Raw genomic sequence first — 18,878 nt, 5'->3', positions numbered from 1 at the left:
TAGGAGAACGAAAGTGAACCTCCCGCTCAACGGCATCAAGATCATTGACTTCACGCACGTCCAGGCCGGTCCCGCCTGCACGCAGCTTCTCGCGTGGTTCGGCGCAGACGTGATCAAGGTCGAGCGCCCCGGTTCCGGCGATGTGACGCGCACCCAGCTGCGCGACATCCCGGACGTCGATGCGCTGTACTTCACCATGCTCAACTCCAACAAGCGCAGCCTGACGCTGGATACCAAGAAGCCGGACGGCAAGAAGATCCTGGAGCAGCTGATCCGCGAGTCGGATGTGCTGGTCGAGAACTTCGGCCCGGGCGCGCTGGACCGCATGGGCTTCTCGTGGGAGCGCATCAACGAGCTGAACCCGAAGATGATCGTGGCTTCGGTCAAGGGCTTCAGCGACGGCCACCACTATGAAGACCTGAAGGTCTACGAAAACGTAGCCCAGTGCGCCGGCGGCGCGGCTTCGACCACGGGCTTCTGGGACGGCCCGCCGACGGTATCCGCCGCGGCGCTGGGCGATTCCAACACCGGCATGCACCTGGCCATTGGCATCCTCACCGCGCTGATCGGCCGCGACAAGACCGGCAAGGGCCAGAAGGTGGCCGTGTCGATGCAGGACGCCGTGCTCAACCTTTGCCGCGTCAAGCTGCGCGACCAGCAGCGCCTGGACCGCCTGGGCTTCCTGGAGGAGTATCCGCAGTATCCGCATGGCAGCTTCAGCGACGTGGTGCCGCGCGGCGGCAACGCGGGCGGCGGCGGACAGCCGGGCTGGGTGCTGAAGTGCAAGGGCTGGGAGACCGACCCCAACGCCTATATCTACTTCACCATCCAGGGCCACGCCTGGGAGCCGATCTGCAAGGCGCTGGGCAAGCCGGAATGGATCGACGATCCCAACTACAGCACGGCCAAGGCACGCCAGCCGCATATCTTCGATATCTTCAAGACCATCGAGGACTGGCTCGCCGACAAGACCAAGTACGAGGCGGTGGACATCCTGCGCAAGCATGACATCCCGTGCTCGCCGGTGCTGTCGATGAAGGAGATCGCTGCGGATCCGTCGCTGCGCGAGAGCGGCAGCATCACCGAAGTCCCGCACAAGGAGCGTGGTACCTACCTGACGGTGGGCAGCCCGATCAAGTTCTCCGACCTGAAGCCGGAGATCACCGGGTCGCCGCTGCTGGGCGAGCATAGCGAGGAGGTGCTGGCCGGCCTGGGCTACGGTCCGGACGACATCAAGCGCCTGCGCGAGTCCCAGGTCATCTGACGCCGTCCGCCGGCACATGTGCCGGTGCGTACGCCGGGGCCGCGCGCAAGCGGGCTCCGGCGTTTTGACTTGCGCAGCGGCTTCATGCCGCGCTAACTTGATGGCAACGACAGGCTTGCAACGACCCAAGCGGCAATGACCGATAAAGAGGGAATCCCCATGCCAGACCAGATCGATTACGCGCAACTGGTGTCCGCCATCGGCGACGCCGTCATTATTTCCGACGCAAAGGGCGCCATCACGCTGTGGAATCCCGCAGCCGAGCGCATGTTCGGCTACACCCAGGCCGAGGCCATGGGCCAGTCGCTCGACCTGATCATCCCGGAGCGCCTGCGCGGACGCCACTGGGAGGGCTACGACAAGACCATGGCCACCGGCATCACCCGCTACGGCCACGACCTGCTCAAGGTGCCCGCGGTCGACAAGGACGGCAAGTCGATGTCGATCGCCTTCACCGTGGCGCTGCTCAAGGATGACGCCGGCGCCATCACTGGCATCGTCGCCGTGGTCCGCGACGAGACCGTGCGCTTCCAGGAAGAGCGGGCGTTGAAGAAGCGCATCGTCGAACTGGAGAGCCAGATCAAGGAGCAGGCCTAGCACGCCCCTTCGCTCGAAACCCGGGCCGGCCCACAGCGGCCGTGTCCGGATGGCCCGGTTCGACCTGGCCTGTTCTGCACCACCTGATCCCGGCGGTGGCCCCTGTCCGGGGCTGCCCGCATCTGCCTCTCCCCCGATCCCGCACACCTGACACACCGAGCGAATTCCGCGTCGCTTCGGCGTAGCCGATGCCGGCCTTTTCGGTACCAAAAACGTTGACGTGGTACCAAATGGCTCCTACATTGGGAACCCGGATAAAAAACAAAGCGAGGAGACAACATGACCCGTAAGGCTTCGGCTTTGTACGGCGGCGCGACCGTGGGCCAGCTTTATGCGGCGGCCCTGCGCAGCCGCCCCGGGGTGCCCGCCGTCGTCGGCGACGGCATTTCGCTGAGTTATGAAGCGCTGGCGCAGCAGTGCGCGCGCCTCGCGCGGCTGTTTGCCGCCAGGAGCCTGGCGCGGCAGGATGCCATCGGGTTCCTGGTGGGCAACCGCGCCGAGGCGGTGGCCGCGATCATTGCCGCACAACTTGCAGGGCTGAAGAGCGTGTCGCTGCATCCGATGGCGTCGGAAGCGGATCACGCCTTCGTGCTGCAGGACGCCGGGGTCAGCGCGCTGGTGGTCGACAACGCGCGCTTCGCCGAGCGCGCCCGCGCGCTGGCGGCCAGCGCCGCGGTGCGCATCCTGCCGCTGGACGACGGCGAATTCGGCGCCGGGCTGGCCAGTGAGGCGGCGGCATTCGACGCGGCGGAATACCCTGCCGGCGACGACCCCACGGAAATCAGCAAGCTCTCCTATACCGGCGGTACCACCGGCCGTTCCAAGGGCATCCTGCATACGCATCGCACCACGGTGACGATGCTGCAGCACATGCTGGCCACCTACGAGTGGCCGGCACAGATCCGCTACCTGGTGACCACGCCGATCTCGCACGCCTCGGGCAGCCTGATCCTGCCGACGCTGCTGCGCGGCGGCACGGTCTACCTGTGCGACAAGTTCAGCCCGGCCGACTTCCTGCGCCGGGTAGCGCAGCATCGCATCAACCTGACTTTCCTGGTCCCGACGCAGATCTATGGACTCCTCGATTGCGACGGCCTCGATGCGGCCGACCTCTCCAGCCTGGAACTGGTGCTCTACGGCGCTGCGCCGATCGCGCCCGTGCGGCTGGCCGACGCGCTGCGCCGGATCGGGCCCGTGTTCGGCCAGGTGTACGGGCAGGCGGAAGCGCCGATGTGCATCAGCTACCTGAGCCGGCACGACCACGATCCCGCACGCCCCGAGCGGCTGCGCTCCTGCGGCCGCGTCATCACCGGCAACCAGGTGCGGCTGCTGGACCGCGACCTGCGTGAGGTCGCGCCAGGCGAAGTGGGCGAACTGTGCGTGCGTGGCCCGCTGGTGATGGACGGCTACCTGAACCGGCCGGAAGAGGACGCCAAGGTCTTTGCCGGCGACTGGCTGCATACCGGCGACATGGCCCGCTGTGACAGCGAAGGTTACCTGTACCTCGTCGACCGCGCCAAGGACATGATCATCAGCGGGGGCTTCAATGTGTACCCCAGCGAAGTGGAGCACTGCCTGGCGCAGCACCCGGCCATCGCGATGTCCGCGGTGATCGGCATTCCGGACCCGAAGTGGGGCGAGGCGGTCACCGCCATCGTCGTCACCCGGCCCGGCGCGGTGCTTGCCGAGGCCGACGTGATCGGCCACGTGACGCAGCACAAGGGCGTGGTCAATGCGCCCAAGCAGGTGGTGTTCGCGGCGGAACTGCCGCTCACCGCGCTGGGCAAGATCGACCGCAAGGCCATTCGCAGCCGCTACTGGGGCGGCCAGGACCGGCAGGTGGCCTGACGGCCATCGCCGCGCGCCGCACGGCCCCGACAGAGGGTCAGCGGCTGACCCAGCCAATCACACCGGAGGAGACCCCATGCCATTGCGCTTGCCCCAACTCAATGCCCGCCATGCCGTGCGCGCGGCCAAAGCCTGCCTGCTGGCGCTCGGCCTGGCCTGCGCCGGCGTTCAGGCCGCCGAAAACTACCCGGCCCGGCCGATCCGCTTCGTGGTGCCTTTTGCGCCGGGCGGCGTCACCGACCTGACCGCGCGTACCTTCGCCAAGTACATGGGCGATGCGCTCGGCAAGCCGCTGGTGACGAGAACAAGCCCGGCGCGGGCGCGACCATCGGCGCCAACTTTGTCGCGCGCTCGGCGCCGGACGGCTATACGCTGCTGCTCGGTACCAACGTCACCCATGCGATCAACCCGCGGCTGCTCGCGTCGACGCCCTATGATCCACTGAAGGATTTCCAGGCAGTGGCGGTGTTCGGGCTGAACGGCAACGTGCTGCTGGTCAGCAACGAGTTTCCGGCCAAGACCTTTGCCGAGTTCCTCGCCTATATCAAGGCACGGCCCGGCAAGGTCAACTATGCGTCCGGCAGCGTCGGCAGCTCGGCGCACCTTGCGGCCGAACTGCTGAAACAGGAAGTGAAGGGCCTGGAATATACGCACGTGCCGTACGGCGGGCCTTCCGAGGCGATGTCGGGGCTGATCGGCGGACATGTGGACTTCCTCTTCGCCAACATCGGCGCGGCAGTCACGCAGGTCAAGGCAGGCAAGGTGCGGGCGCTGGCGGTGACCACCGCCAAACGCGCGCCGCAGTTGCCGGAGGTGCCGACGATTGCCGAGTCGGGCGTGCCTGGCTTCGAGGTGGTCGGCTGGATGGCGGCGTTCGTGCCCAAGGGCACGCCGGCGCCCGTGGTGGCACGGCTGAACGAGGTCATCAACCAGGCGCAGAAGAACCCGGACCTGCGCACCACGCTGGATGCGGCGGCACTGATTCCGGTGGCGGGCGCGCCGGACCAGGCCAGCCGCTTCGTCCAGGACGAGTACACCAAGTGGGGCCGCGTGATCCGCGCCGCCAATATCCCGCAGCACTAGCGCGAGGCAGGGAGCGAGCCAGCGCGCGCGCCTGGCTCCGGCCGGCACAGCAGGCCGTTAAGGATGATCTCGTAGAACTCGCTGAAGGCGTCACCGATCTTCATGCCGGTTTCCTTCAGGAACTGCTGGTTGCGCAGCCGGTGCGCGGCGCCGAGGATCGCCTCGGACACCAGCCGCGGGTTGTGCGGCGCCATCAGGCCGGCGCGCATGCCGGCTTCAAGCAGGCTTTCCAGGCCGCGCACGCGCGCCAGCTGGTAGGCATCGAAGGCCGCCTTGCCGCTGTCGATCGCATCCAGGTCGACCAGCGCCGCCTTGCTCAGTCCTGACGTATTCAGCGTTGCGTGCAGGTAGGCGGACACCGCGCGCGCCGGATCGCTTTCGCGGCGCGCCGCGGCGAAGCCCTTTTCCAGGCTGGCCGCCAGCACATCGCTGCAGATCCCTACAAACAGTGCTTCCTTGGTCGGGGCGATCTCATACAGGCGCCGCCGCGAACAGCGCATGCGCCGGGCAAGCTCGCCGATGGTCAGCGACGACACGCCTTCGGTGCTGAGCAGCCGGGTCAGTTCCTGGACAAATTCTTCGTCGGTGCGTCGCGTGGCCATGAAGCTGGGATCGGGGACATCCGCCGGGGCGCCGGCGGGGTATGGGGTCGGGATCCCGAATCTTACGACGATTGCCGTGTCGATTCTCTTCCGTGAAGTGTGCGTCCCACGTAAAGCTTGCAACCGGCTCCGCCGGAATTACCACGTGTGCTGCTTCAGCGCCTGCGCCCGGCGCGTCGCACCAGCAGCGAACCCAGCGGCAAGGCCAGCCCAAAGACCAGGTAGACCAGCGCCAGCATGCGCGGCGACAGCCGGCGCTCGAACCCGGGTGTAAGGCGGTGCGGCGTGCACTTCATGTCCACGAGGCAGGCGAGCCCCGCTACCGCGAGGCCGCTCATCACCAGCGCCGGATTACCGGCCCCATGCGCTGCCCGGCTCACCACCGCGCCTTCATAGAGCACCGCCCAGAATACCGACATCGCATGATGGATGACGTAGCCCAGCACGGTATGCCGGAACGAAGGCCGGTTTGCATGCATGGCACGCTCGCCCCAGATCCAATGGCTGACCGCGTTGACCGGCGCGGAAGCGCTGCCGCAGTCGAGCCTGCCGCCGCAGGCCAGCATGCCGGAGGACAGCAGGCTGGCACACGCGCCGGAGACTACGGCGCGGCGCAGCACGGTGGCCGCGTCCACCGCGTGCTGGTGCTCGGTGCCGGCAGCTATATCGGCCGGCATGCCCGCGCCGCAATGCTGGCTGGAGGCTTTCATGTGATAAAGGGGCGCGGCGCATGCCCGCGCCGGCTCGCCCCGGAGCGCCTGGCGGCGATGCCGTGTTGGCAAGCGAATATCGTGCCGATCGTGGCTGTACTGGCGCCTGTTCCGGTGGTTCTCTTTGGGCTTCCGGGCGCTGTTCTCGTTCCTGGCGATCTGCTGCCTGATGGTGGCGAAGACCAACTGACCGGCGCGCGCCCACCGCATCGTCGTCACAACAAAAAAGGCGAGGCCGCTCGCGCGCCTCGCCCGTAACCGATCAGGCCCCCTCAGTTGAGGTGGCCGACCGCGCGCAGGTATTCGTTCTTCTTCTCGAAGATCAGCTCGCTCAGGAAGGCAGCGTCATAGGCCGCCAGCAGGTGGGCGTGGTGTTCTTCGATATAGCGGGCCACGCGGGCTTTTTCGCATTCGATGCCGCACAGCCATTCATACATCTCGGCGTCCCAGCGGAAGCGCAGGCCCAGTTCGATAAAGGCGGCGTTGTAGGCGGCGAGCTGGGTCTCGCGCGGAATCGGTTGGTTGTCGGTGCCGACCGTGATGGCAGCGGGTCGGCTTTGCAACTGGGTCTGGTTCATGCTCGTCTCCTCGTGGCACGCTGGCGGTGGCGTTGAGACAAGCATAGGGTCGAGCATGGATTTACGATAATTAAAGTTTCATTGAGAAACCATAAGTAATCGTTTATGCATGCTGGCGGATCAATCCTTCCACCCCGGTGATCCGCTCAATCAGCCCTGACCCTTCCTCCATCAGGAATTGCTTGAACGCCAGCGCCACCGGCGGCAGCCGCTTGTTCTTGCGGTGCACCACATACCAGTTGAGCATGACCGGAAAGCCCTCGATATCGAGCACCGCCAGCTTGCCGGCCTGCAGTTCCAGCCCGACCGTATGCGCGGACAGGAAGGCGATGCCCATATTGGCGATCACCGCCTGCTTGATGGTCTCGGTGCTCTTGATCTCCATCGCGATGCGCAGGTTGGAGAGGCGCCCGGCAAAGCCTTCCTGCATCGAATTCCAGGTATCCGAGCCTTTCTCACGCGAAACGAAGGCTTCGTCGGCCAGCCCCGCCAGCGGGATATTGCGCTGGCCGACCAGCCGATGGGTGGGGGCGGCCACGATCACATAAGGGTGTGGGGCGAACACTTCGTTGATGGTGTCCATGCCCTCGGGCGGTCGCACCATCACAGCCAGGTCGGTCAGGTTGCCGGCTAGCTGGTGCAGCAATTCCTCCCGGTTATGGACCGCCAGGTTCAGCGTCACGCCCTCGTGGCGCTCCATGAACTCGGCCAGCAGCCGTGGGAAGAAATAGTCGCCGGCGCTGATCACCGCCACGTTGAGCCGCCCGCCGGAAATCCCCTTGAGCTGGGACATGGCGTCCTCGGCCTCGCGGAACTGCTGGATGATGCTGCGGCTGTAGTGCAGCATTTCATGCCCGGCCGGGGTCAGGTAGATCTTCTTGCCGAGCTGCTCGAACAGCGGCAGCCCGACGTGGTGCTCGAGCTGCCGCACCTGGGTGGAAACCGCCGGCTGCGTCAGGTGCAGCTCCTCGGCGGCACGTGAAAAGCTCATATGACGGGCGACGGTTTCAAAGACCTTGAGCTGCCGCAGCGTGGCGTTCTTCATTCCCTCGTTCCGTGCAATATATAAACGATCGTCAATACAAACGATAAAAAACTTTATGCGGTGTTGATCTTAGATTCAAGTAGCATCAATCGTCAGATTTGCATGCCGCAATGTCAGGCGCCGATCTCATCGTGACCAAGGGCCCGTTCTGAAGAGGCCCGGGAGGGTGTCCCGTCCGGGACGCAGCAAACAAGCACAAGGAGACAGAGACAGATGGCGCAATATGAAGCAGCGGCCACGCCCGGTCACGGCAACGTGAACGGGCGTGGCCTGCAGAACCGTTGGGTACAGCTCGCGATCGGGGTGGTTTGCATGGGGCTGGTAGCCAACCTGCAGTACGGCTGGACCCTCTTTGTATCACCGATGGACGCCAAGCATCACTGGGGCGCGTCCGCGATCCAGGTGGCGTTTTCCATTTTCATCGTGACCGAGACCTGGCTGGTGCCGCTGGAGGGCTGGCTGGTCGACAAGTTCGGGCCGCGCCCGGTGGTCGCCGGCGGTGCGATCTGCGCCGGGCTGGCGTGGGTGATGAATGCGTATGCGACGACGCTGCCGGAGCTGTACGCGGCGGCTGTGATAGCCGGCATCGGGGCTGGCGGCGTCTATGGGACCTGCGTCGGTAACGCACTGAAGTGGTTCCCGGACAAGCGGGGGCTGGCGGCGGGGCTGACGGCAGCGGGCTTTGGCGCCGGCGCGGCGATCACGGTGATCCCGATCGCCAACATGATCCAGAGCTCGGGCTATGAGAAGGCGTTCCTGACCTTCGGCATCCTGCAGGGCGTGTGCATCTTCGTGCTGGCGCTGCTGCTGGTGAAGCCGAAGGCGCCGAAGGGCCTGGTCGCGGCCAGGGCGGTGCTGACCAATTCGGTGGAGTACTCGCCGGGCCAGATGGTGAAGACGCCGGTGTTCTGGCTGATCTATGTGAGCTTCGTCGCGGTGGCCGCCGGCGGGATCATGGCCACGGCGCAGTTGGGCCCCATCGCCAAGGACTACGGCTTTGCCTCGATGCCGGTGACGATGCTCGGCATGACCTTGCCGCTGCTGACCATGACCCTGTCGATCGACAACCTGTGCAACGGCTTCACGCGGCCCTTGTGCGGCTTTCTGTCCGACCGGTTCGGGCGCGAGAACACGATGTTCGTGATCTTCATCGGCGAGGGGCTGGCGTTGTTCGGGCTGATGGAGCTGGGCCACAACCCGTACTGGTTCATGTTCTTCGCGGCGCTGACATTCCTGTTCTGGGGCGAGATCTTCTCGATCTTCCCGGCGCTGTGCGCGGATACGTTCGGCAGCAAGTTCGCGGCGTCGAATGCCGGCACGCTTTATACGGCCAAGGGCACGGCGGCGATGCTGGTGCCGCTGGCGTCGATCCTGTCGGCGCGAGGGGGCTGGGAAGCGGTGTTCACGGTGGCAGCGGTGGTGACCATCGCGGCCGGGATCTCGGCCAAGGTATTCCTGGCGCCGATGCGCAGGCGCTTCATCACCGGCCAGGCCGACGGCGAGGCCGTGTCCGGCGCCACCTACATGCCCGGCATGCAAAGCAAGGGAGACTAGCCCGCACACGGAGCAAGGAGGACCCTCACAAGGGGCGCGCGTCGAGCCAGGCAGCCAGCGCGCCCCGGCAGCATCGACCCGGCATGCCGGCCTGCGCTTTGCGCCGGCCGCTGCCACGAGAATGACCGACACCAAACGATGGCTGCACACAGCCACGATCCACCTAGGAGACTGCCGTGACCGGACTGAACGGAACGGTGCTTGCACCACGATGCCTCGCCACCCCCCACGCCAGGCTTGCTGACTCGCCTTGCACCCGCGATGCCGGTGCCCGCCAGGGAGCGCAGTCATGAATATCTCGCTGCCACAACTGAAAGCCTTCGCCGCGGTCGCGCGGCACAAGAGCTTTACGCGCGCGGCCGCTGAACTGGGCCTGACGCAGTCCGCGGTCAGCCGCAGCGTGCGCGAGCTGGAAGAGGAGATCGACCAGCGCCTGTTCGATCGCACCACACGCCAGGTGGAACTGACCGACGCCGGCCAGCACCTGTCGCAGCGCATCTGCCACCTGATCGAGGAAGTGGAGCAGACCCTACGCGACAGCCAGAGCGCCAGCCGTCCGTGCCAGGGCCTGGTGCAGATCGCCTCGGATCCGGTGCTCAGCTCGATGTCGCTGCCCGCGTGGCTGGCCGGCTGCCGGCAGGCGTGGCCCGCGATTGCCATCCACCTGAAGGACCGCTCGCAGGAATCGGTACTGCAAAGCGTGCGCAGCGGCGAGGTGGATTTCGGCATCTCCACCGACCCCAGGGCGGGCGACGACCTCTATTGCGAACCGCTGTGCATCGACCCCTATCACGCTGTGCTGCCTGCCCAGCATCCGCTGGCATTGCGTGACTCGGTAGGGTGGGGCGACCTGAGCGACGCCAACTTGCTGACACTGGACCAGCAGTGCGGCGTGCAGCCGGCGGTGGAGAAGGCGTTCAGCAACTACCACGTGCGCGCGGGCTCGCTGCAGTTGCTCGGGCACTTTGCCGCGGTATTCAGCATGGTGGCGCTGGGGCTGGGGATCGGCGTGGTGCCGTCGCGCGCGCAGGCGGCGGGCATGAACCCGGCCGCGGTAATGCGGCCGCTCAGGCCGCAGGTGACCTCGACCGTCATGCTTGTGCGCCGCAAGAGCCGATCGCTGAAGCCTAATGCGGCGGCGATCTGGGACGCCTTGCGCGGCCTGGAGTACAAGGAGTCACCCCCGGCGCGCCGTGAAAACACCTTGGTGTGATCGACGCTGACCATCCGCATGAATCTGTTGGATTAGTGCAAAAATTCTACTGATATATTACATACAGGATATTTACACATACTGCAGCGCACCATATAATGAAAACTCCTGATCACAACGCTACTGGAGTTTTCAAATGGAAGTCGCTCTTCTCTTCGTCCTTGGCCTGGTTCTTATCGCTGGCGGCGTCAGCATGACCATCATGCTGGCAACCCGCTTGCCGATGGAGGTACTGGCGACCGCGCAGGAGCACGGTCGCTTTGCCGGCCTGGGTTCGAACCAGGAAAGCAATGGCGTGGGCCGTGCCCGCCAGTCCCGCATCGTGCCCGCAGCCGGCGAACTGGCATACGCTTGATGCACGCCGGCAAGGCCGTGCGCCCGCGGGCGTCAAACGGCTAAAACCGCGGCCGCGCAGGCACGCAGGACGCGCACCGTTCCTGCCTGGCGGCAAACCCACGCAAGGGCTGTAGCGGCCGGCACCCCTTGTAGCAGTACCCACGGTGCGATTTCCCTGGTTGCCGCACAAGCCGGCAGGCAGGGCAGGGTTCCTCGCGAACCAGCGGCCGCCATCCCCCCTTAAGCTCGCTGCAGGCAGTCCCGCTACATGACGCCCGCAGGCGTTCCTTCCGCGCGCTCTGGCAGCCTCTCTGCCGGGCCAGCCCGCTTCCTCCCCAGGCATTTTCCGCATGATTCCGGCGCCATCCATGCGTTTCATGTATTGATTGTATTGAACTAGGGACTTTCCCGAACTGGCCTTTTCCCCGATTTTCGCGAGGCCCGATCCCCGGCATTCTGGATGCTGCCATGCGCCAGCGAATTGATGCGCCGGCACATGGCAACTGCTTGATTTCCAAAGAACTCTTGATGCTTTCGGATGCGTTATTGATGCAGCGTGCGCACCAGTCGCACTGCAGCATCGGCCAGAAAGGCGTCGATCACGGCCACCTCATGCTGCAGGGCCGCAGAGAAGTCGCTTGACTTGGTTGATATATCACATACCGTATAGCACTAGAACGGCTAAGCTGTTCGAGACCGAGAGTCACGCAAGAGGCGTCACAAGGCGCCCAACCTTCCACCTTGGCGGCATGCCGCTAACAGGAGACATCAATGGAACTGCAGCAGAGGGAGTCCACGTCGCGCTTTGCGTCGCCGTGGGTGCAATTAGCCTTCGGCGTGATCTGCATGGCGATGATCGCTAACATGCAGTATGGCTGGACGCTGTTCGTCAACCCGATTGATGACAAGTACCACTGGGGCCGTACGGCGATCCAGGTGGCCTTCACCATCTTCGTTGTTACTGAAACCTGGCTGGTGCCGATCGAGGGCTACCTGGTCGACAAGTATGGCCCGCGCCCGGTGGTAGTGGGCGGCGGCCTGCTGTGCGCGATTGCGTGGGCCCTGAACTCGGTGGCGTCGTCGCTGCCGATGCTGTACTTCGCGGCGGCCATCGGCGGTATCGGTGCCGGCGCCGTGTATGGCACCTGCGTGGGCAACGCGCTCAAGTGGTTCCCGAATCGCCGGGGGCTGGCGGCGGGGATTACCGCGGCGGGCTTCGGCGCGGGCTCCGCGATGACGGTGGTGCCCATCGCCAACATGATCAAGTCCTCGGGCTATGAAGCCACGTTCCTGTGGTTCGGCCTCGGCCAGGGCCTGATCGTGTTCCTGCTGGGCATGGCCCTGTACCCGCCGTCGGCCAAGATCCTGAGCGAGGTCAAGTCGACGCTGAAGGCTGCCGCGACCTACAACGCCACGCCGCGCCAGGTACTGAAGTCGCCGATCTTCTGGATCATGTACGGCATGTTCGTGATGATGGCCGCCGGCGGCCTGATGGCCACCGCGCAGCTCGGCCCGATCGCCAAGGACTTCGGCCTGCACGATTCGCCGGTGTCGATCCTCGGCCTGACGCTGCCCGCGCTGACCTTCGCGCTGACCATCGACCGCGTGCTCAACGGCCTGACCCGACCGTTCTTCGGCTGGATCTCGGACCATATCGGCCGCGAGCGCACCATGTTCTTCGCCTTCGCGGTAGAGGCCGTAGGTATCCTGCTGCTGTCCAAGTACGGCCACAACCCGGTTGCCTTCGTGGTCCTGACGGGCGTGGTGTTCTTTGCCTGGGGTGAGATCTACAGCCTGTTCCCGGCTACCTGCGGCGATACCTTCGGTCCGAAGTTCGCCGCCACCAACGCCGGCCTGCTGTACACCGCCAAGGGCACGGCCGCGCTGCTGGTGCCGTTCTCCAGCGTGATCACGGCCGCCACCGGCGACTGGCATGCGGTGTTCATGCTCGCCTCCGCCATGGCGGCACTGTCCGCGATCCTGGCGTTGTTCGTGCTCAAGCCGATGCGCGAAGCCCATGCCCGCAAATATGTGCATGCCAATACCTCGGCGCCGATGGGCTACCGCGCCGTGCCGGAAGACCTGACCTGATGAAGAAAGCAGTACGGCGCCCCGGCGCCGGCATCACCCGGGTGTGGCGGCTGCGATGCCTGCACAGCGGCCTCGCCCGGTAGCACAATATGACAACAACAAAGCACGACAGGAGAGCCGCCCGCCGGGCGCCTCCTGATTGCGCATCCGAACCCCACAAAGAGAATCCAGGCACCGCCATGAACCAGGTTGTCATCCCCCTCGAGGCGACAGGACTCGGCCGGCAGCGCAAGCGCCGCCAGCCCAAGGGCCGGCAGGTCGACCCGGCCGCGCTGGCCGAAGTGCGCGTGGCGCTGGGCGACATGCCCCGCCGGCGCGACCTGCTGATCGAACACCTGCACTGCATCAACGACCGCTACGGCCAGCTCGCGATGCCGCACCTGGTGGCGCTGGCCAGCGAACTGCGCCTGTCGATGACGGAGGTGTACGAGGTCGCGACCTTCTACCATCACTTCGACGTGGTGCGCGAGGACGCCGACGGCGAGATCGCGCCGCCACCCGCGCTGACCGTGCGCGTGTGCGAAGGCATCGCCTGCGAACTGGCGGGTGCGCAGGCGCTGATCGACAAGCTGCCGGCGCTGCTGGGCACCGAAGTGCGCGTCGTCGCGGCACCGTGCATCGGCCGTTGCGAGAAGGCGCCCGCGGCGCTGGTCGGCCAGCATCCGGTCGATGGCGCGACCGCTGAAACGATCGAGGCAGCGGTGCAGGCCAGGGCCGTGCGCCACGAGCCCGAACCCTATATCGACTACGACGCCTATCGCGAAGGCGGCGGCTATGCCTTGCTGAAGTCGCTCGCCGCCGGCGACCTGGACCCTGCCGCCGTGCTCTGCACGATGGAGGACTCCGGCCTGCGCGGCCTGGGCGGCGCGGGCTTCCCGACCGGGCGCAAATGGCGCATCGTGCAGAACGAGCCCGCGCCCCGGCTGATGGCCGTCAATATCGACGAGGGCGAGCCCGGCACCTTCAAGGACCGCGTCTACCTGGAGCGCGATCCGCACCGTTTCCTGGAAGGTATGCTGATCGCCGCGACCGTGGTCAACGTGTCAGCGATCTATATCTACCTGCGCGACGAATACGCCGGCTGCCGCGCGCTGCTGGCCGAAGAACTGCGCCGGTTGCACGAACATCCGCCAATCCCCGGCCTGCCAATCATCGAGCTGCGCCGCGGCGCGGGCGCCTATATCTGCGGCGAAGAATCGGCCATGATCGAGTCGATCGAAGGCAAGCGCGGCATGCCACGGCTGCGCCCGCCGTATGTGGCGCAGGTGGGCCTGTTCGGCCGGCCCACGCTGGAGCACAACTTCGAGACCCTGTACTGGGTGCGCGACATCATCGAGAAGGGCGCCGAGTGGTTTGCCTCGCAGGGGCGCAACGGGCGCAAGGGGCTGCGTTCGTTCTCGGTCTCCGGCCGTGTGAAACGGCCTGGCGTACACCTGGCGCCAGCGGGCATCACCGTGGGCGAACTGATCGACGAGTACTGCGGCGGCATGCTCGATGGCCACGCGTTCTATGGCTATCTGCCGGGCGGCGCGTCGGGCGGCATCCTGCCGGCATCGATGGGCAATATCCCGCTGGACTTCGACACGCTGCAGCCCTACGGCTGCTTTATCGGCTCGGCCGCGGTGGTGATCCTGTCCGACCAGGACAGCGCCACGCAGGCAGCGCGCAACCTGATGCACTTCTTCAAGCACGAGTCCTGCGGGCAATGCACACCGTGCCGCACCGGCACCGCCAAGGCGCTCGACCTGATCCGCCAGCCGAAGTGGGACCTGTCGGCGCTGGATGACCTGTCCGCGGTGATGCGCGATGCATCGATCTGCGGGCTGGGGCAAGCCGCGCCAAATCCAGTCGACTGCGTGATCAAGTACTTCCCGCACGAACTGGCCTGAGAGACTGACATGAATGCACTAACCCGCGCCGAACGCGCGCTTGTCGAATCCGCCGAGCCAGCCGTCACCTTCACGCTCAATGGCCGCGACGTATCCGCGCAGCCCGGCGAGAGCCTGCTCAAGGTGGCCCAGCGCGAAGGCTTCGATGTCCCGCACCTGTGCTACAAGGACGGCCTCGAACCCGCCGGCAACTGCCGCGCCTGCATGGTCGAAATCAAGGGCGAGCGCGTGTTGGCCCCGTCCTGCTGCCGCTATCCCGCCGAAGGGATGCAGGTACAGACCGAGTCCGAGCGCGCCCTCCGTGCGCAGCGCACCGTGCTGGAGCTGCTGCAGTCGGACATGCCGGAGACCGAATACACCCGCAACAACGAGCTTGACCAGTGGGCCGCGAAGCTGGAAATCGGCAAGCCCCGCTTTGCCCCGCGCGAACGCGTGGCGGCGGACCTGTCGCACCCGGCCATTGCCGTCAACCTGGATGTCTGCATCCAGTGCACCCGCTGCCTGCGCGCCTGCCGCGACGAGCAGGTCAACGACGTGATCGGCCTGGCGCTGCGCGGCGACGAAGCCCGCATCGTGTTCGACATGGACGACCCGATGGGCGCCTCCACCTGCGTGGCCTGCGGCGAATGCGTGCAGGCGTGCCCGACCGGCGCGCTGATGCCCGCGCGCGACGCGGCGCTGGCGGTGCCCGACAAGCAGGTGGACTCGGTCTGCCCGTATTGCGGCGTGGGCTGCCAGCTGACCTACAACGTCAAGGACAACCGCATCCTGTTCGTGGAAGGGCGCGACGGCCCGGCCAACCACCAGCGGCTGTGCGTGAAAGGCCGCTACGGCTTCGACTACGTACAGCACCCGCAGCGGCTGACGGTGCCGCTGGTGCGCCGCGAAGGCGTGCCCAAGCGCGGCGATTTCGTCATGGACCCGGACCACGTGATGGACGTGTTCCGCGAAGCCACGTGGGAAGAGGCGCTGGCGCTGGCCGGCGGCAAGCTCGCACAGATCCGCGATACGCACGGCAAGCGCGCGCTGGCAGGGTTTGGGTCGGCCAAGGGCAGCAATGAAGAGGCCTATCTGTTCCAGAAACTGGTGCGCACCGGGTTCGGCAGCAACAACGTCGACCACTGCACGCGGCTGTGCCATGCCTCGTCGGTGGCGGCGCTGCTGGAGGGCATCGGCTCGGGTGCGGTCTCGAATCCGGTGATGGATGTCGACAAGGCCGAGGTCGTGATCGTGATCGGCGCCAACCCGACCGTGAACCACCCGGTGGCGGCGAGCTGGATCAAGAACGCGGTGAAGAACGGCACCAAGCTGATCGTGGCCGATCCGCGCCGCTCCGACCTGGCGCGCTTTGCGCATCGCTTCCTGCAGTTCAAGCCCGATGCGGACGTGGCGCTGCTCAACGCGATCATGCATGTGATCGTCGCCGAGGGCCTGGTGGACAAGGACTTCATCGACGAGCGCACTATCGGCTTCGACGAGCTGCAGCGCAACGTGGCGGCGTACAGCCCCGAACTGATGGCGCCGGTGTGCGGCATCGAGGCCGAGACCATCCGTGAAGTCGCGCGGCTCTATGCGACCTCGAAGGCGTCGATGATCCTGTGGGGCATGGGCGTGTCGCAGCACGTGCACGGCACCGACAACGCGCGCTGCCTGATCGCGCTGGCGCTGATGACCGGCCAGATCGGCCGCCCCGGCACCGGACTGCATCCGCTGCGCGGGCAGAACAATGTGCAGGGCGCGTCCGACGCCGGCCTGATCCCGATGATGTATCCGGACTACCGCCGGGTGGACGACCCGTCCGCGATCGAAAGCTTCGAGGCGCTGTGGGGCATGCCGCTGGACCGCCAGCCGGGCCTGACCGTGGTCGAGGTGATGCAGGCGATCGAGCGCGGCGAGGTGCGGGGCATGTACATCATGGGCGAGAACCCGGCAATGTCCGACCCTGATGCCGAGCACGCGCGCGACGCGCTGGCCTCGCTCGACCACCTGGTGGTGCAGGACATCTTCCTGACCGAGACCGCCTACCTGGCCGACGTGGTGCTGCCGGCCTCGGCCTTCCCGGAGAAAACCGGCACCTTCACCAACACCGATCGCACCGTGCAGCTCGGCCGCCAGGCGCTCAACCCGCCGGGACAGGCGCGCCAGGACCTGTGGATCATCCAGCAGATGGCGGCGCAGTTCGGCCTCGACTGGCATTACGACAGCGTGGCGGACGTGTTCGACGAGATGCGCCATGCCATGCCCAGCATCGGCGGCGTGACCTGGGAGCGGCTCGAGCGCGAGCACGCCGTGACCTACCCGTGCAAGGAAGAGGGCGACCCCGGCGAGCCGGTGATCTTCACCGACAGCTTCCCGACCGCCAGCGGGCGCGGGCGCTTCGTGCCGGCCGATATCATCCCCGCGGCCGAGCGGCCCGATGGCGACTACCCGATGGTGCTGATCACGGGCCGCCAGCTCGAGCACTGGCATACCGGCAGCATGACGCGGCGCGCCGGGGTGCTGGATGCGATCGAGCCGGACCCGGTGGCGCTGGTGCATCCGCTGGACCTGGATGCGCTGGGCGGCAAGCCGGGCGACGTGGTCACGCTGTCGTCGCGGCGCGGCGAGGTCGTGCTCTATGCACGGGCCGATGCCGGCACGCCGCGTGGGGCGGTGTTCGTGCCGTTCTGCTACTACGAGGCGGCGATCAACAAGCTGACCAACTCGGCGCTGGATCCGTTCGGAAAGATTCCGGAGTTCAAGTACTGTGCGATAAGCATGAAGCTGGGTGGCGAGGCGCCGGTGCAGTCGAGCTACGGCGGGGGGCAGATCCTGGCCGTATAGCAGTTGCCGCGACAAACAGCAGGGCCGTTCTGCGCCGGTGGCGCAGGCGGCCCTTTTTCAATGGCGCCGATTTTCCTGATTTCCGGGAAATTGATTGTCATAGTTTCCGGCTAATCAAATTAATCCAGACGGGCTACGCTTGAGTCCATTCCCGACACAACCGGAGCCCCGCCATGAAAGCCATAGGCCTGACCCAATACCTGCCCATCTCCGACCCGCGCTCCCTGCAGGAGGTCGAGATCGACAAGCCCACCCCCACCGGCCACGACCTGCTGGTCAAGATCGAAGCCATCGCCGTCAACCCGGTCGACACCAAGGTGCGCGCGCCCAAGCCGCAGGTCGAACCCGCGCCGCGCGTGCTGGGCTGGGACGCAGCCGGCACGGTGGCCGCCGTCGGGCCCGGCGTGACGCTGTTCAAGGTCGGCGATCCCGTCTATTACGCCGGCAGCATCACCCGGCCCGGCACCAATGCCGAATATCACCTGGTCGACGAACGCATCGTCGGCCACAAGCCCGCCTCGCTCGATTTTGCCAATGCGGCGGCGCTGCCGCTGACGGCGATCACCGCCTGGGAGGCGCTGTTCGATCGCCTGGGCATTTCGCCCAAGGGCGACCACGCCGGCCGTTCGGTGCTGATCATCGGCGGCGCCGGCGGCGTGGGCTCGATCGGCATCCAGCTGGCCAAGGTGCTGGCCGGGCTGACCGTGATCGCAACGGCATCGCGGCCGGAGTCGCAGGAATGGTGCCGCAAGCTGGGCGCCGACCATACCGTGGATCATCGCGGCGATCTGCCGGCGCAGTTGAAGGCGTTGGGGTTTGCCGGGGTCGACTACATCCTCTGCTTCAACGACACCGACGGCCATTTCCCGGCGATGGCCGAGCTGGTCGCGCCACAGGGCAAGATCTGCACGATCGTCGAAAACGCGCGGCCGCTGCCGGTGGAACTGCTCAAGAGCAAGAGCGCGACCTTCGTATGGGAATTCATGTTCACGCGCGCAATGTTCGGCACGCCGGACATGATCGCGCAGCACCGGCTGCTCAACGAGGTGGCGAGGCTGGTCGATGCCGGCCGGCTGCAGACCACACTGGGCGAGAACCTGGGCCGCATCAGTGCCGAGAACCTGCGGCGCGCTCACGCCATGCTGGAGGGCGGGCGCACTATCGGCAAGCTGGTGCTGGAAGGCTTCTGAGGCGTCGCGCAGGCTGCCGCAGGCAACGACGCCCCCCGGGTTGGCCCCGGCGGGC

At 66.2% G+C, this 18,878-nt stretch carries 17 protein-coding genes; 13 read left to right on the top strand and 4 right to left on the bottom strand.

What is annotated here, in order from left to right:
* Positions 1-13: 13 nt before the first annotated feature.
* The 5 genes from frc (at position 14) to ABNX08_RS28445 (ending at position 4,792) form a co-directional block, all read left to right on the top strand.
* Positions 14-1,264, top strand: a complete 1,251-nt coding sequence (frc, locus tag ABNX08_RS28465; protein ID WP_022539050.1) for a formyl-CoA transferase — start codon at positions 14-16, stop codon at positions 1,262-1,264.
* Positions 1,265-1,423: 159 nt separating this feature from the next.
* Entirely contained in the window at positions 1,424-1,861 is a 438-nt protein-coding gene (locus ABNX08_RS28460; protein ID WP_022539049.1) for a PAS domain S-box protein, read from the top strand.
* A 279-nt stretch (positions 1,862-2,140) separates the two neighbouring features.
* Positions 2,141-3,709 (top strand): AMP-binding protein, encoded by a 1,569-nt coding sequence (locus ABNX08_RS28455; RefSeq protein WP_022539048.1) that lies wholly within the window; start codon positions 2,141-2,143, stop codon positions 3,707-3,709.
* A gap of 76 nt (positions 3,710-3,785) precedes the next feature.
* Positions 3,786-4,154, top strand: a complete 369-nt coding sequence (locus ABNX08_RS28450) for a hypothetical protein (RefSeq protein WP_349607020.1) — start codon at positions 3,786-3,788, stop codon at positions 4,152-4,154.
* On the top strand, positions 4,037-4,792 hold the full coding sequence (locus ABNX08_RS28445; protein ID WP_349607049.1) for a tripartite tricarboxylate transporter substrate binding protein: 756 nt from the start codon (positions 4,037-4,039) through the stop codon (positions 4,790-4,792). Before ABNX08_RS28450 ends, ABNX08_RS28445 begins: the two co-directional genes overlap by 118 nt.
* On the opposite strand, the gene ABNX08_RS28440 is transcribed toward ABNX08_RS28445, so the two are convergent.
* The 4 genes from ABNX08_RS28440 to ABNX08_RS28425 form a co-directional block, all read right to left on the bottom strand.
* Positions 4,789-5,394, bottom strand: coding sequence for a TetR/AcrR family transcriptional regulator (locus ABNX08_RS28440; protein ID WP_022539046.1), 606 nt, complete (start codon positions 5,392-5,394; stop codon positions 4,789-4,791). The genes ABNX08_RS28445 and ABNX08_RS28440 overlap by 4 nt on opposite strands.
* 155 nt (positions 5,395-5,549) lie before the next feature.
* The gene (locus tag ABNX08_RS28435) at positions 5,550-6,071 is read right to left on the bottom strand and encodes a hypothetical protein (protein ID WP_022539045.1); all 522 of its coding nucleotides are present in this window, start codon (positions 6,069-6,071) and stop codon (positions 5,550-5,552) included.
* Between the two features lie 305 nt (positions 6,072-6,376).
* Positions 6,377-6,682, bottom strand: a complete 306-nt coding sequence (locus ABNX08_RS28430; protein WP_022539044.1) for a hypothetical protein — start codon at positions 6,680-6,682, stop codon at positions 6,377-6,379.
* A 103-nt stretch (positions 6,683-6,785) separates the two neighbouring features.
* A complete protein-coding gene (locus ABNX08_RS28425) occupies positions 6,786-7,727 on the bottom strand; it encodes a LysR family transcriptional regulator (protein ID WP_022539043.1) in 942 nt (313 codons plus the stop codon).
* Between the two features lie 213 nt (positions 7,728-7,940).
* On the opposite strand from ABNX08_RS28425, the gene oxlT (ABNX08_RS28420) reads away from it, so the two are divergent.
* The 8 genes from oxlT (ABNX08_RS28420) to ABNX08_RS28385 all read left to right on the top strand — a co-directional run bounded on the left by oxlT (ABNX08_RS28420) (position 7,941) and on the right by ABNX08_RS28385 (position 18,823).
* On the top strand, positions 7,941-9,281 hold the full coding sequence (gene oxlT, locus ABNX08_RS28420) for an oxalate/formate MFS antiporter (RefSeq protein WP_349607023.1): 1,341 nt from the start codon (positions 7,941-7,943) through the stop codon (positions 9,279-9,281).
* 289 nt (positions 9,282-9,570) lie between these two features.
* Positions 9,571-10,494 (top strand): LysR family transcriptional regulator, encoded by a 924-nt coding sequence (locus tag ABNX08_RS28415; protein ID WP_022539041.1) that lies wholly within the window; start codon positions 9,571-9,573, stop codon positions 10,492-10,494.
* A 136-nt stretch (positions 10,495-10,630) separates the two neighbouring features.
* Complete coding sequence (locus ABNX08_RS28410; protein ID WP_022539040.1) at positions 10,631-10,849, top strand: hypothetical protein; 219 nt, start codon at positions 10,631-10,633, stop codon at positions 10,847-10,849.
* A gap of 449 nt (positions 10,850-11,298) precedes the next feature.
* Entirely contained in the window at positions 11,299-11,472 is a 174-nt protein-coding gene (locus tag ABNX08_RS28405) for a hypothetical protein (protein WP_349607026.1), read from the top strand.
* 129 nt (positions 11,473-11,601) lie between these two features.
* Positions 11,602-12,921: an oxalate/formate MFS antiporter gene (oxlT, locus tag ABNX08_RS28400; protein ID WP_022539038.1), complete on the top strand. Its 1,320-nt coding sequence runs from the start codon at positions 11,602-11,604 to the stop codon at positions 12,919-12,921.
* Positions 12,922-13,100: 179 nt separating this feature from the next.
* Entirely contained in the window at positions 13,101-14,810 is a 1,710-nt protein-coding gene (locus tag ABNX08_RS28395; protein ID WP_022539037.1) for an NADH-ubiquinone oxidoreductase-F iron-sulfur binding region domain-containing protein, read from the top strand.
* Positions 14,811-14,819: 9 nt separating this feature from the next.
* Complete coding sequence (gene fdhF / locus ABNX08_RS28390; protein WP_022539036.1) at positions 14,820-17,633, top strand: formate dehydrogenase subunit alpha; 2,814 nt, start codon at positions 14,820-14,822, stop codon at positions 17,631-17,633.
* Positions 17,634-17,806: 173 nt separating this feature from the next.
* Positions 17,807-18,823, top strand: a complete 1,017-nt coding sequence (locus ABNX08_RS28385) for a zinc-binding alcohol dehydrogenase family protein (RefSeq protein ID WP_022539035.1) — start codon at positions 17,807-17,809, stop codon at positions 18,821-18,823.
* Positions 18,824-18,878: the final 55 nt, after the last annotated feature.

Source organism: Cupriavidus sp. DF5525 (assembly GCF_040149425.2).
In the GTDB taxonomy this organism is placed as follows: domain Bacteria; phylum Pseudomonadota; class Gammaproteobacteria; order Burkholderiales; family Burkholderiaceae; genus Cupriavidus; species Cupriavidus pickettii_A.
This window is presented reverse-complemented; position numbering and strand designations above follow the sequence as displayed.